Origin of the sequence: Amycolatopsis orientalis DSM 43388, from assembly GCF_000411975.1 — a bacterium.
In the GTDB taxonomy this organism is placed as follows: Bacteria; Actinomycetota; Actinomycetes; order Mycobacteriales; family Pseudonocardiaceae; genus Amycolatopsis; species Amycolatopsis orientalis_D.
Genome location: NZ_ASXG01000186.1, coordinates 1 through 13,419 on the forward strand (window position 1 = coordinate 1; position 13,419 = coordinate 13,419).

Sequence of the window (13,419 nt, forward strand, 5' to 3'; positions counted from 1 at the left end):
GGAGGTGCTTGTCAAGGCACGCTTTCCCGCCTTGACAAGCACCTCCGCGCCGTAGTCACAATCGAGCTTCGGGGTGCCCAGCCCCGCCCTCACGACACATACTGCTCCCGCAACTTCCGCTTATAAAGCTTCCCATTCGGATCCCGAGGCAACTCCGCCCGATAATCCACCGACTTGGGCAGCTTGAACCGAGCCAGCCGAGTCTCCGCATAGGCAAGCAGCTCGGCCGTCAGCTCCGCAGACCCCTCAACCCCGTCCGCGGGCTGCACCACCGCCTTGATCTCCTCGCCCCAATCCTCGTGCGGCACCCCGAACACGGCCACATCGGCCACCTTCGGATGCATCACCAGCTCGCCCTCGATCTCCGCGGGATAGATGTTCACCCCGCCGGAAATGATCATGTCGGCCTTGCGGTCGTGCAGGAACAGGTACCCGTCCTCGTCCAGATGCCCGACGTCGCCCAACGTGAACAAGTCCCCGACCCGGGCCTTCTCCGTCTTGGCCTTGTCGCGGTGGTACTCGAACTTCGAGTCGCCCATCTTCATGTACACCGTGCCGGTCTCGCCGGTCGGCACCTCGTTGCCGTCGTCGTCGAGGATCCGGATCGTCGACCCCGGCCACGGCAAGCCCACCGATCCCGGTTTGCGCAGCCAGTCCTCGCCGGAAATCACCGTCCCGCCGCCCTCGGTCGCCGCGTAGTACTCGGTGACGACCGGCCCCCACCACTCGAGCATCTTCCGCTTGACCTCGAGCGGGCACGGCGCCGCACCGTGAATCATCACGCGCAGCGAACTGAGGTCGTACTTCGCGCGCACGTCGTCCGGCAGCGCCAGCAACCGGCGGAACTGCGTTGGCACCATGTGGCTGTGCGTCACCCGGTGCCGCTCGATCAGCCGCAGCATTTCCTCGGCGTCCCACCGGTCCATCAGCACCGCGGTGTGGCCGAGCTGCAGGGAAATAGCCACGAAATTGAGCACCGCCGTGTGGTACAGCGGCGACCCGCACAGGTGCACGTGATCGTCGAACGGCCGCAGGCCGAACACCCCGAAGAACCACGTCGACGCGGCGGGCACCTGATCCGGATCGGCTCCGGTCAGCGGCCGTTTGACGCCCTTGGGCCGCCCCGTCGTGCCCGACGTGTAGAGCATCGGCGACCCGGCCGTCCGGTTGTCCGGCCGCGCGTCGCCCAGCCCCGCGCCCAGTTCCTCGACGCGGTGAAAGCCGGGCACGGAGCCGGCCGCGAACCGTGCCGACGCGGGCACCCCGGCCTCGTCGGCCGCGGCGACCGCGACGTTCGCGAACCGCTCGTGCGCCAGAAACGCCTTGGCTCCGCTGTCGGAGAGGATGTACGCGACTTCCGGGCCGACGAGATGCCAGTTCACCACCACCACGTACAGCCCGGTCTGGATCGCCGCGAAGTACGCCGCGACCAGGTCGTCGCCGTTCGGCAGCAGCAGCACCACCGAATCGCCGACGCCGAGGCCCAGCTCGCGCAGCCCCGAGGCGTATCGGTTGGCCTTCGCGGTCAGTTCTCCGTAGGTGATTTCCCGCCCGTCCGGATCCACCAGCGCCACCCGGGCGGGCTCGGCCGCGGCGATGGTCCACAGTCCCAGGTCCATAGCTCCCAAATCTAGAACGCGTTCCACATAGACACAACAGGTTCCTTGCCTCGGATTCGAGAACGTGTTTCACTCGGAGCCGTGACGGTTTCGGATGCCCCTCTGTCGGCGCCGCTCAACGTCGGCTTCGACTACACCCGTTCCACCGGCCCGGTGCTCGGCCGGTTCGTCAACGCGCTGCGCGAACGCCGGATCGAAGGCGTGCGCGGCAGCGACGGCCGCGTGCACGTGCCGCCGGTCGAATACGACCCGGCCACCGCGGACCCGTTGACGGAGTTCGTCCCGGTCGGCTCGGAAGGCGTTGTGGTTTCCTGGTCCTGGTGCGCGGATCCGCTCGACGGCCAGCCGCTGTCGCGTCCGTTCGCCTGGGTGCTGGTGAAACTCGACGGCGCGGACACCAGCCTGCTGCACGCCCTCGACGCCGGCTCGCCGGACAATGTCCGCATCGGACAACGCGTCCGCGTGCGGTGGGCGGACGAAACAGTCGGCCACATCCGCGACATCGCCTACTTCCTGCCCGCGGACGCGCCGGACACCACGCCCACCGAGGCTCCCCCGCCGGTGGCCGAACGCGAGGAAGGCGCGCCGGTCAGCGTGATCATCACGCCGGTGCACCTGAAATACCAGCATTCCGCCTCGCCGGAGGAAAGCCGGTACCTGCGCGGCCTCGCCGAAGGCCGGATGCTCGGCCAGCGCTGCCCCGAATGCGGCAAGGTCTACATTCCGCCGCGCGGCGCGTGCCCGGTGGACGGCGTACCGACCACCGACGAGGTGGAACTGCCCGACACCGGCATCGTCACGACGTTCTGCATCGTCAACGTGCCATTCCTCGGACAGCGCATCAAACCGCCGTACGTCGCGGCGTACATCCTGCTCGACGGGGCCGACATCGCCTTCCTGCATCTGGTGCTCGGCTGCGCCGCCGAGGAAGTCCGGATGGGCATGCGCGTGCGCGCCAGCTGGCGTCCGCGCGAAGAATGGTGGACGTCGCTGGAGAACATCAGCCACTTCGAACCCACCGGCGAACCGGACGCCGCGTACGAGACCTTCGCCCACCACCTGTGAGGAACCATGCCTGAAGTAGCCGTAGCCGGTTTCGCGCAGGCGCCCAACGTCCGCAAGAGCGAGGGCACCACGAACGGCGTGGAAATGCTCGTGCCGATCCTCGCCGAGGCGTTCGCCGCGACCGGACTGTCCAAACAAGACATCGGATTCTGGTGCTCCGGCTCGTCGGATTACCTCGCCGGACGCGCGTTTTCGTTCATCGCCGCGGTGGACGCGCTGGGCGCGTTCCCGCCGATCAACGAGTCCCATGTGGAAATGGACGCCGCCTGGGCGCTGTACGAGGCGTGGCTGAAGATCCGCACCGGCGAGGTCGACACCGCGCTGGTGTACGGCTTCGGCAAAGCCAGCGCCGGACAGCTCCGCCGCGTCATGGCGATGCAGCTGGACCCGTACCTCGTCACTCCGCTGTGGCCGGACTCGCTGGCGATCGCCGGATTGCAGGCCCGGTTGGGTCTTGAAGGCGGGCTGTGGTCCGAAAAGGACTTGGCCGAAGTCGCCGCCCGCTCGCGCGCGGACGCGGCGAACAATCCGGCCGCGCAGCTGTCCGGAACCGTGGACGTCGCCGAACTGCTCGACACCCCGTACGTCGCCGATCCCCTTCGCGCACACGACATCGCACCGGTGACCGACGGTGCGTCGGTGATCATCCTGGCTTCGGAGGAACGAGCCCGCGACCTCGTGGAGCGGCCCGCGATCATCTCCGGCCTGGAGCACCGGATCGACTCCCCCGTCCTCGGCGCGCGCGACCTCACGCGCTCGCCGTCCACCGCCGCCGCCGCCGCGGCCCGGCTGGACCTCGACGGCGTCGAACTGGCCGAACTGCACGCGCCGTTCACGCACCAGGAACTCATCCTGCGCCGCGAACTGGATCTCGACGCCCACGTCCGGATCAATCCGTCCGGCGGCGCGCTCACCGGCAATCCCATGTTCTCCGCCGGTCTCGCCCGCATCGGCGAGGCCGCCGCCCGCATCCACCGCGGCGAGGCGGCCAAGACGCTCGCCCACGCGACCAGCGGACCCGCCCTGCAGCAGAACCTCCTCGCCGTGCTGGAGGCACGATGACGAAACAGCTCGCCGCGGTGCTCGGGACCGGGCAGACGCACCACCGCGCGAAGCGCACCGACGTGTCGATGGCCGGTCTGCTCCGCGAAGCGATCGACCGCGCGATGGCGGACGCCCAGGTCGGCTGGGACGACATCGAGGCCGTCGTGATCGGCAAGGCGCCGGACCTGTTCGAGGGCGTGATGATGCCCGAACTGTTCCTCTCGGACGCGTTGGGCGCGAACGGGAAACCGTTGATTCGCGTGCACACCGCGGGTTCGGTCGGCGGATCGACCGCGCTGGTCGCCGCTTCCCTCATCCAGTCCGGCGTGCACCGGCGCGTGCTGACGGTGGCGTTCGAGAAGCAGTCCGAGTCGAACGCGATGTGGGGCCTGTCGATCCTGCCGCCGTTCCAGATGCCGGTCGGCGCCGGGGCCGGTGGCTACTTCGCGCCGCACGTCCGGTCGTACATCCGCCGTTCTGGCGCACCCGAGCACGTCGGCGCGATCGTGGCGGCGAAGGACCGGCGCAATGGCGCGCTGAATCCGTTCGCGCACTTGCAGCAGGCCGACATCACGGTCGAGTCGGTGCAGGCGTCGCAGATGCTGTGGGACCCGATCCGGTACGACGAAACGTGTCCGTCCTCCGACGGCGCCTGCGCGATGGTGCTCGGCGACGAAGCCGCCGGGGACGCGGTGCCTGCAGGCGCGGCCTGGATCCACGCGACCGCGATGCGGACCGAGCCCACGACGTTCGCCGGACGAGACCAGGTCAGCCCGCAAGCCGGGCGGGACGCGGCGGCGGCGCTGTGGCGCGACGCGGGCATCGAGGACCCACTGTCCGAAGTGGACGTCGCGGAAATCTACGTGCCGTTCTCCTGGTTCGAACCGATGTGGCTGGAAAACCTCGGCTTCGCCGCCGCGGGCGAGGGCTGGAAGATCACCGAGGCCGGGGATACCGCGATCGGCGGACGGCTGCCAGTGAACCCGTCCGGCGGCGTGCTGTCGTCGAATCCCATTGGCGCGTCCGGGATGCTGCGGTTCTCCGAAGCGGCGAAGCAGGTGATGGGCCGCGCTGGCGACTACCAGGTGGACGGGGCCCGAGTCGCGCTAGGACACGCTTACGGCGGCGGCTCGCAATACTTCAGCATGTGGGTCGTCGGGTCGGAAAAGCCCTAGTCCCGCCGCCGCCCGCGCAACGCGAACAGCGTCCCCAGCGCCCCGACCACCGCGCCCAGCAGCGCCGCCTTCCCGCTGTTCTGCTTGGGCGCGATGATCGGCCGCAGCTGAGTCGCGGCCGGGGGCTGGATCGGCTTGCGCGGAGCGTCGCGGGCGGTGGCGGTCCAGGCGGTGATGTACACCAGCATCCGCGCGATCAGCGAGATGAAGAACAGCAGACCGATCACCGAACCGAACGCCACGCCGGACGGCGATTTGCTGATCAAGTTCAGGTAGAACCCGCCGGCCTGCTTGAGCAGCTCGAATCCCACCGCCGCGGCGACCGCGCCACGCATCGCGCTGCGCCAGCCGACACGCTCCCGCGGCAGCCGGGTCAGCACCCACAGGAACACCAGCCAGTCGGCGAGCAGCGCCAGCGGCACCGAGACGAACGACAGCAGATTGTGCCCCCAGCTCGTGTCCGCGACGCCGACCAGCCCGAGCAGCGAGCGGCCGACCGCGGTGCCGGACACCGAGATCCCGAACGACACCAGCAGCGCCGCGGCGAGGCCGAGCAGCGCCAGCACGTCCGTCAGGATCGTGCGCAGCAGCGGCCCCTCGGACCGGTTCTGCCCGTACATCGCGGTGAGCGCGTCCCGCAGCGCGTTCATCCAGTTCCAGCCGGAATAGAGGCCGACGACCAGACCGGCGACCCCGACGCCGGTGCGCTGCTCCACGAACCCGGTCAGGATCGACGACACCTGCGCGCCGATCGGACCGGGCAGCGAGCCGGAAATGCCGCGGACCAGCGCGTCGAGCAGATGCGGCTGCGTCGCGAGCACGAACCCGGCCGCCGACGAGGACAGCATCAGGATCGGCACCAGCGAGAGCAGGCTGAAGTAGGTGATCGACGCGACGTAGTGATAGCCGCCGTAGTCGATGTACCGGTTGGTGGCGCGCGCGATGTGGTCGAGCCACCGGTACCGGGCACGCGCGCGGGCCCATCTGCTCGGCCCGGGGGTCTTGCGGGAACGCTTCACGTTCACTGTCTACCCAGCGGACCCGCGGTTTGTCGCAAAAGACACGCATTCAGGCCAGTACGACGGGAGCGTGCCCGTCGTCACGCGGCAGCGGCTCGTCGGTCGTGGCGAAGACGGTCGCGCCGAGGAAGTCGAGTTCGCAGCCCAGCGTCGCGAGGAACGGGGTGTCGGCGGCGTCGCGGCCGGTCGCGATGCGGAGCATGGTCTGGCGCGGGGCCAACCGGGTGGCGTCGAAGACGTACCAGCGGCCGTCGATGCCCGCTTCGAAGACGGCGTGGAAGTCCATCGGCTGCAAGCCCGGCGCGTACACCGAGGTGTAGCGCGCGGGTACGTCGACGAGGCGGCACAGCGCGACGCATACGTGCGCGAAGTCGCGACAGACTCCTTCGCCGGCGAGGAGCGTGTCGATGGCGTCGTAGGTGGGGCCGCCGGAGCCGACGACGTACGCGAGCCTCTCGTGCACGTGGTCGACGATCGCTTGCACTCGCGCCCGTGCGCCGGTCAGGTCTCCGATGCCGGGCGGAAGCAGCCCGCCCATCCGGTCCGACGGGCAGTACCGGCTGGGCCGCGTGTACCGCGCGATGTCGGCGAGCGTGACGGGTTCGGCGTTGCCGCGGTGCAGCACCCGTTCGCCGTGATAGGTGACGCGATGCTCGCCCTCGGCCAGGTCGTAGACCTCCGCGCGCGTGCCGTGCTCGAACTCGGCGGTGCGCGCGGGACCGGCGTCGGACACGGCGAGTTCGCCGGCGTCCGCGCGCACGGCGGCGACCGAGATCGCGGCGAGGCCGGGTTTCGTCACCCGGACACCGAATTCCACGTCTACCGTCGTGCGCACGGGGCCATCATGCCGGTGCGCCGCGCTCCTTGCCGACTACGCCGGAGCCCCGGGCGTTTCGCCTGCTCAGGCGTAGCGGACCTGGTAGTGCTTGATTCCGTTGAGCCAGCTGGAACGCAGCCGCTCGGGCGCGGACACCTCGGCGATGTCCGGCATCACGTCCGCGATCGCGTTGAAGATCAGGTCGATCTCCAGCCGGGCGAGGTTCGCTCCGATGCAGTAGTGCGAACCGGTGCCGCCGAAGCCGACGTGCGGGTTGTCCTCGCGGAGGATGTCGAATTTGCCGGGCTCGTCGAAGACCTCGGGGTCGAAGTTGGCCGAGCTGTAGAACATCCCGACGCGGTCGCCCTTGCGGATCTGCGCGCCGCCCAGTTCGGTGTCGCGGGTCGCGGTGCGCTGGAACGCCACGACCGGCGTCGCCCAGCGGACGATCTCGTCCGGCGCGGTCTTCGGGCGCTGTTCCTTGAAGACGTCCCATTGGTCCGGGTGGTCGAGGAACGCCTTCATGCCGTGCGTGATGGCGTTGCGGGTGGTCTCGTTGCCCGCGACGGCCAGCAGGATCACGAAGAACCCGAACTCGTCGGAGCCGAGCGATTCGCCGTCGACGTCGGCCTGGACGAGCTTGGTGACGATGTCGTCCATCGGGCAGCGGCGGCGGTCCTCGGCCATGTTCCAGGCGTAGCCGACGAGTTCCGCCGACGCGGCGATCGGCTCGAGGTCGTACTCCGGGTCGTCGTAGGCGACCATCTGGTTGGACCAGTCGAAGAGCTTGAGCCGGTCCTCCTGCGGCACGCCGATCAGTTCGGCGATCGCCTGCAGCGGCAGCTCGCACGCGACGTCGGTGACGAAGTCGCCGGAGCCCTTCTTCTTGGCCTCGGACACGATCCGCTCGGCGCGGTCGCGCAAGGTGTCCTCGAGCTTCGCGATCGAACGCGGGGTGAACCCCTTCGACACGATGCGGCGGAGCTTGGTGTGCTGCGGCGCGTCCATGTTCAGCAGGACGAGCCGGTTGGCGTCGAGGCCCTCGGCGGTCATCTGGTCGTCGAACCGGATGATCGCGGTCTTTTCCCGCGACGAATAGAGCTCGCTGTCGCGCGAGACCGCCTTGACGTCGGCGTGGCGCGTGACGACCCAGTAGCCGTCGTCGCCGAAGCCGGCGGTGTTGTGCGGTTGCGGATTCCACCAGACGGGCGCCGTGCGGCGGAGTTCGGCGAACTCCTCCAGGGGCAGCCGACTGGCGTAGAGGTCCGGATCGGTGAAGTCGAAACCGGCGGGCAAAAGCGGGGCTGCCACGGCTTGGCCTCCTGCGCGGGATCGGCGGTGATACCCAACTGCAACGCGTTCTATGACCCCAGTAGAGCATACGGTGTTAACCAACGGAACCCACGCGAGTGAAACCTGTTTACTTTACCGTTCCAGAACCAATTCGCGCAGGTGAGCGCTTGCTCAGGCTCAGGTGATCGACTTCCGCGCTGTCGTGCGCTCGCTTGTCATTAACAGGAACGTGTTCTAGTTTTGCCGGTAGGAAGCTTCGGAAGGGGACACTCGTGGGCGAACCGGTGATCGTGGCCGCGGCACGCACGCCGATCGGCAAGCGCGGCGGCTGGCTGTCCGGCCTGCACGCGGCCGAACTGCTGGGCGCGGCGGTGCGCGGGGTGGTCGAACGGGCCGGCATCGATCCGGCCGAGGTGGAGCAGGTGATCGGCGGAGCGGTCACGCAGGCGGGCGAGCAGTGCGGCAACCTGACCCGCACCGCGTGGCTGCACGCGGGCCTGCCGGAATCGACCGGAGCCACGACGATCGACGCGCAGTGCGGTTCGGCGCAGCAGGCCGCGCATCTGGTCGCCGGCTTGATCGCGGCGGACGCGATCAGCGTCGGCGTGGCGTGCGGTGCGGAGGCGATGAGCCGGGTGCCGCTGGGCGCGAACCGCGGCGAGGGCGTCGGCTCCCCCAAGCCGGATACGTGGTCGATCGACATGCCGGACCAATACGGCGCGGCAGAACGCATCGCGATCCGGCGCGGCATCACGCGCGAAGACGTCGACGCTTTCGGGGTGCGGTCCCAAGCCAACGCCGCGGCCGCGTGGGAAGCCGGGCATTTCTCCCGGGAAATCGTGCCGGTCACGACGGAAGCCGGGGTGGTGGACCGGGATCAGGGCCTGCGGGAGACCACAATGGAGGGTCTGGCGCGGTTGAAGCCGGTGGTGCCGGACGGAATCCACACGGCAGGCTCGTCGTCCCAGATCTCCGACGGCGCCGCTGCGGTGCTGATCATGGACGCCTCGCGGGCCCGCTCGCTGGGCCTGCGCCCGCGGGCTCGGATCCGCCGGCAGGCATTGGTCGGCGCGGAGCCGTACTACCACCTGGACGGCCCGGTCCAGGCCACGACGCGGGTGCTGGACGCGGCCGGGATGAAGATCGGCGACGTGGACCTGTTCGAGGTGAACGAGGCCTTCGCGTCGGTCGTGCTGTCGTGGCAGCGCATGCACAATCCGGACGAGTCGCGGGTGAACGTCAACGGCGGCGCGATCGCACTGGGACATCCGGTGGGCTGCACCGGCGCGCGGCTGCTGACGACAGCATTGCACGAACTGGAACGCCGCGACGCGACGACGGCACTGGTCTCGATGTGCGCCGGCGGGGCAATGGCCACGGCGACGATCTTGGAGCGAATCTGAGCTGACGGTTCGGGTTTGGGTCGGCCTTCTTGCCGGGCGGGTGCGGGTTTTTTTGGGGCAAGGGGAGTTTCACTCGCGACGTTCTCTTGGTGCGGCGGAGGGAGCCTGGGGCGGGACCGACGTTGTCGGGGTTGTCTGGCAGTCGCTTCTGTTCGCCCGCGCTGCGAGGTTGACGGGCCCGCGTGCGCCGGGATCAGGGTGCGGCTAACCGAATGGCAACGCGTCCGCATTCGCACCGACGGAGGAGGTCCGCGGCCTAGTTTCGCTGCGACCACGAGAGCCGCGGGCAGTCGCGAGACGTACGGGACCCCACTCCGCTCCGCCGCGGCCGCGAGAGTGCCGCGATCCGGTCGCGGGGCAGCCACTAGAAGGCCGCCATCCGAAGGGCGGCTAGGGCCGGTCGTCGGTCCAGAAGCAGAACGGATGCCCAGCCGGATCCAGCAACACTCGCACCTGCTGCTGCGGCTGAAACTCCGCCAGCCGAGCCCCCGCGGCGACCGCCTTCGTGACCGCGGCTTCCAGCGCCGCGCGGCCGTCGACCTCGAAGTCGAGGTGCAGTTGCATCTGCTGCTCCCTGGGACCGGCGGGCCACACCGGAGGCACGTACTGCGTCTCCAGCTGAAACGACAGCCCCGCCCCGCCGCCGGGCGGACGCAGGGTGACCCACTCCGGCTCGTCAGCGCCGATCGGCCACCCGAGAAGTTCCCGGTAGAAGTCGGCCAGCGCCCGGGGATCGGGCGCGTCGAGCACGGTGGACGTGAGCTTCATCAGCCCAGGGTAGGGCTCCTGTGGAGACGGGGAGGGAGTCGCAGCAGCGGCGCGCGAATGCAGCGCGACTGGGGCATCGCCGAGGAGGTGGAGGGGAACGGTGGCGGGCCGTCGTGCTGCCGTCGATCGTCCACGGCGGGAGGCCCGCCTGGCGCATGGGGGCGGAGCGCTAGGGACTGAAGCACGCTCCGCGTGCGAGATGAGCGCCGGAGACAGGGCAGGAGCGTTAGGGGCAGGAAGGGCGGCGGAGATGGGGCAGGAGCGCGGAGAAGCGTGGCGTGAACAGCGCCCGCCCGCTCCCGGTCTTCACCACTCGCTCCCGGTCCTCACCGCTCGCCCTCGGTCCTCACCACTCGCGCCTTGCCTTCACCACACGCCCTGTCTCCACCACTCACCCCAGGGTCTGCACCACTCACTCTCGGCCTCACCACACACGCCCGGTCATCACCACTCACCCCCAGGTCTGCACCGCTCGCTCCCGATCGCCCGCACCGCGCGAGGTCGTCCGCACCTTCGCCTCGGCCACGCCCGTCACCGACTGCCGCCTCTCCCCCGGACTACCCCTCCAACTCCAGCTCAGTCCGCACCACCGGACCGTTGTCCGGCCTCGAGAAACGCACCCAACTCCCCGGGTGCCACGACTCGATCCACAGCGTGTTGTCCTCCACCCACGTCAGCACGGCCTCCCGCAGATCGAGCCGGAACAGGTGGCTCTCCTGTCCCTCCTGGATCCGCGCGACCTCCGCCGGATCCGTTATCTCCACCGCGCGCCCGGCGATTTTCGCGTCTCCGCCTTCTTCGATGCCGGGATAGGCGTGCAGCGCGAACCGGCCGTCGCGTTGGAGGTCGCGGGCCTTCATCGCGTCGAGCATCGACCCGACATACGCCTCGCCGTCGCGGAAGTCGATCTCCGAACCGCTCACCCGGGGCGAACCGTCTCTCCGCAGCGTGGCCAGAACGTGCGAGTCCGCGGCGGCGAAACGGGCTCGTACGCGCGAGGCCAGTGACGGAGCGGCGGCACTGAACTCATCCCAACTCGTCATTCCCGCAGTCTCGCACCCGCCACCGACAAGAACCGGCGTCCCGGAAGCGAACGGGCGCCGCGGGTTGTGCTTGACTTTCGGCATGATCGCGGAAGACGCGGAGACTGCCGAGCACCGCTGTCCGGTCGAGGGCGGCGAGCTGGCCGTCCGCACGACCGGCTCGGGACCGTGCCTGCTGCTGGTCCCCGGCGGGACCGGGGCGGCGGACTCGTTCCGGGCGCTGGTCAAGCTCTTGCGCACGGATTTCACTGTGATCACCTACGACCGGCGCGGCCATTTCTCCAGCACCGACACCACGACCGGGCCAGTCCCGGTGAGCCTGCAGGCGGACGACGCGCTCGCGGTCCTCGACGACGTCGGCGGGGACGGGCCGGCCTCGATGTTCGGCACCAGCGCCGGTGCGCTGATCGGGCTGGACCTCGTCGCGCGGTACCCGGACCGGGTCGCCACGTTCGTCGCGCACGAGCCGCCCGCGATCCAGCTGATGCCGGACGCCGCGGGCATTCTCGAGGCCGCCGCGGCGCAGGTCCGGTTGGCCCGTTCGGGTGATCTGATGGGCGCGGTCAGGCTGTTCGCGGACGGGATCGCCGGAGCCGCGCTGCCGGACCTGCCGCATCTGCGGCTGCCCCACGAAGCCGACTGGCTCCGCCTGTTCGACCGCGAGCTGACCGAGTTCTTCGACTACCTCCCGGACCTGCGCGCCCTGCGCCGGACGGGAGCCGAGATCCTGCCGGTCGCCGGGGAGGCCAGCCGCGGCTGGTACCACTACCAGCCCGCCAAGATCCTCGCGCTCGAACTCGGGCTGCCGTTCCTCGAGACGCCGGGGGCGCACCTGGCGCCGCAACGCAATCCGGCCAAGTTCGCGGCCGCGTTGAAGGATCTCCTCGCCGACGGCTGAGAGCCGTGCGGGGCTCCTTCACGGACTCTGATTACCTCAAGGACCCCAGCACGACCGGCGCGCCGCGAGGCCCGACCCTCACGGACCGTCCGCGCCCGAAGCGGCAACTCGCCCTCGCCGCGGTAACTCCCGCACCAGTCCCGGGACGACCGCCAGCACCAGCACCCACAGGAACCGCGCCGGTGTCAGCGTCCCGCCCGCGAACCCCAGTCCGGCCGGAATCCCGATCCCGGCGAGCACCGCGACGAAATCCCACCGCTTCCACCTCCCGGAAGCCACCCGCGCCACCACGCCCACCACCGTGAACGCCGCGACGCACCCGCACAGCAACCACCGCGTCCCCGCCGCGAGGTGCCCGTGCGAAACGGACTCCACGGCGTCCCCGAAGCCGGCCGCCAGCGCCGCCAGCAACCCGGCCACCAGGCAGTGCACCGGCAGCAGCACCCGCGGCCCCCAGGCAGCCTGCGCCAGATACGGGATCCCGCCGAATCCCTGGAACAACGCCGCTCCCCACAAAGCCGCGAGCAGCGCCAGAACCCCGAGGACAGTCGCGAGCAGCGGCCATTCCCACTCCGGGACCTCGGTCATCGCCTCGGTGACCGTCAGCACCCCCTCGCCCAGCACGATGATCGTGAACAGGCCCAGCCGCTCGCCGAAATGCGCGAGATCCAAGTGCGCGAAGGCCCATCCCGGCATCGGCCGCTTCGACTGGGAAGCCCATTCCGCGACCCGTTCTCCGGACATGGTCAGCCCGGCCACCAGGTCGATCGCCAGCCCGAGCGCCCACAGCGCGTACTTCCCGGGTGCGTCGACCCAGAACGAGACCACCCACGGCACCACGCCCATCCCGGCGTGCACCACCGGCCATTCGACGATGATCCGCTGGTTTCCCCGGCCTTCCCACACCCGGCTCGCGAGCGCGCGGACCGCCACGTACGAGACGGCGAAGCCCTGCGCGTGCTCGCCGAGGTCGTGCACCGAACCGGCCATGAAAACCAGTCCGGCCATCGCGAGCAGCACCGGCATGGTGCGGGCCGCTTCCCCGGTGACGTTGCCGTACACGGTGAAGCACATCCACGCGGTCCAGAACGCGAGGAAGCACACGACGTAGAGGCCGGCGTCGCTCCAGGAAGTCGTTCCGCGCACGAGGTGCGAAAGCTGGGCGACGCCGGCGACCGCGACCAGGTCGAAGAAAAGCTCGAGCCAGGACGCGTGGCGTTCCTCGGTTTTCTTGATCACGGCGGCGAGTATGCCGTGGCCAAGAAAACCGCGCCC

The 13,419-nt window shown here is 69.7% G+C and carries 12 protein-coding genes; 5 read left to right on the top strand and 7 right to left on the bottom strand.

The window, feature by feature from the left end; translation table 11 throughout:
* Positions 1-89: 89 nt before the first annotated feature.
* Positions 90-1,619: an acyl-CoA synthetase gene (locus tag L942_RS38295; RefSeq protein WP_037369795.1), complete on the bottom strand. Its 1,530-nt coding sequence runs from the start codon at positions 1,617-1,619 to the stop codon at positions 90-92.
* Positions 1,620-1,700: 81 nt separating this feature from the next.
* On the opposite strand from L942_RS38295, the gene L942_RS38300 reads away from it, so the two are divergent.
* Genes L942_RS38300 through L942_RS38310 form a run of 3 tightly spaced genes read left to right on the top strand, consistent with a single transcriptional unit; the run spans position 1,701 to position 4,903 of the window.
* On the top strand, positions 1,701-2,684 hold the full coding sequence (locus L942_RS38300; protein WP_037369797.1) for a Zn-ribbon domain-containing OB-fold protein: 984 nt from the start codon (positions 1,701-1,703) through the stop codon (positions 2,682-2,684).
* A 6-nt stretch (positions 2,685-2,690) separates the two neighbouring features.
* A complete protein-coding gene (locus L942_RS38305; protein ID WP_037369799.1) occupies positions 2,691-3,746 on the top strand; it encodes a thiolase domain-containing protein in 1,056 nt (351 codons plus the stop codon).
* A complete protein-coding gene (locus L942_RS38310) occupies positions 3,743-4,903 on the top strand; it encodes a thiolase domain-containing protein (protein WP_037369801.1) in 1,161 nt (386 codons plus the stop codon). Before L942_RS38305 ends, L942_RS38310 begins: the two co-directional genes overlap by 4 nt.
* Here L942_RS38310 and L942_RS38315 read toward each other — a convergent pair.
* The 3 genes from L942_RS38315 to L942_RS38325 all read right to left on the bottom strand — a co-directional run bounded on the left by L942_RS38315 (position 4,900) and on the right by L942_RS38325 (position 8,050).
* On the bottom strand, positions 4,900-5,928 hold the full coding sequence (locus tag L942_RS38315; RefSeq protein ID WP_051166533.1) for a YhjD/YihY/BrkB family envelope integrity protein: 1,029 nt from the start codon (positions 5,926-5,928) through the stop codon (positions 4,900-4,902). The genes L942_RS38310 and L942_RS38315 overlap by 4 nt on opposite strands.
* A 43-nt stretch (positions 5,929-5,971) precedes the next feature.
* Positions 5,972-6,757 carry a transglutaminase-like domain-containing protein gene (locus tag L942_RS38320; RefSeq protein ID WP_037369804.1) on the bottom strand — a complete coding sequence of 262 codons (786 nt, stop codon included), beginning with the start codon at positions 6,755-6,757 and terminating at the stop codon, positions 5,972-5,974.
* Positions 6,758-6,823: 66 nt separating this feature from the next.
* Complete coding sequence (locus tag L942_RS38325) at positions 6,824-8,050, bottom strand: cytochrome P450 (protein ID WP_037369806.1); 1,227 nt, start codon at positions 8,048-8,050, stop codon at positions 6,824-6,826.
* 254 nt (positions 8,051-8,304) lie between these two features.
* On the opposite strand from L942_RS38325, the gene L942_RS38330 reads away from it, so the two are divergent.
* A complete protein-coding gene (locus L942_RS38330) occupies positions 8,305-9,435 on the top strand; it encodes a steroid 3-ketoacyl-CoA thiolase (protein WP_037369810.1) in 1,131 nt (376 codons plus the stop codon).
* A gap of 390 nt (positions 9,436-9,825) precedes the next feature.
* On the opposite strand, the gene L942_RS38335 is transcribed toward L942_RS38330, so the two are convergent.
* Both L942_RS38335 and L942_RS38340 read right to left on the bottom strand, forming a co-directional pair.
* Positions 9,826-10,203: a VOC family protein gene (locus L942_RS38335; RefSeq protein ID WP_037369812.1), complete on the bottom strand. Its 378-nt coding sequence runs from the start codon at positions 10,201-10,203 to the stop codon at positions 9,826-9,828.
* Between the two features lie 557 nt (positions 10,204-10,760).
* The gene (locus L942_RS38340; protein ID WP_037369875.1) at positions 10,761-11,246 is read right to left on the bottom strand and encodes a pyridoxamine 5'-phosphate oxidase family protein; all 486 of its coding nucleotides are present in this window, start codon (positions 11,244-11,246) and stop codon (positions 10,761-10,763) included.
* A gap of 82 nt (positions 11,247-11,328) precedes the next feature.
* Between L942_RS38340 and L942_RS38345 the strand changes: the two genes are divergently transcribed.
* Positions 11,329-12,144 (top strand): alpha/beta hydrolase, encoded by an 816-nt coding sequence (locus L942_RS38345; RefSeq protein ID WP_037369814.1) that lies wholly within the window; start codon positions 11,329-11,331, stop codon positions 12,142-12,144.
* 78 nt (positions 12,145-12,222) lie between these two features.
* On the opposite strand, the gene L942_RS38350 is transcribed toward L942_RS38345, so the two are convergent.
* On the bottom strand, positions 12,223-13,383 hold the full coding sequence (locus tag L942_RS38350; RefSeq protein WP_037369817.1) for a low temperature requirement protein A: 1,161 nt from the start codon (positions 13,381-13,383) through the stop codon (positions 12,223-12,225).
* Positions 13,384-13,419: the final 36 nt, after the last annotated feature.

Coding starts and splice junctions, on each gene's coding strand:
- L942_RS38295 (WP_037369795.1), bottom strand. CDS start 1,619: ATGGACCTGGGACTGTGGACCATCGCCGCGGCCGAGCCCGCCCGGGTG.
- L942_RS38305 (WP_037369799.1), top strand. CDS start 2,691: ATGCCTGAAGTAGCCGTAGCCGGTTTCGCGCAGGCGCCCAACGTCCGC.
- L942_RS38335 (WP_037369812.1), bottom strand. CDS start 10,203: ATGAAGCTCACGTCCACCGTGCTCGACGCGCCCGATCCCCGGGCGCTG.
- L942_RS38340 (WP_037369875.1), bottom strand. CDS start 11,246: ATGACGAGTTGGGATGAGTTCAGTGCCGCCGCTCCGTCACTGGCCTCG.
- L942_RS38310 (WP_037369801.1), top strand. CDS start 3,743: ATGACGAAACAGCTCGCCGCGGTGCTCGGGACCGGGCAGACGCACCAC.
- L942_RS38345 (WP_037369814.1), top strand. CDS start 11,329: ATGATCGCGGAAGACGCGGAGACTGCCGAGCACCGCTGTCCGGTCGAG.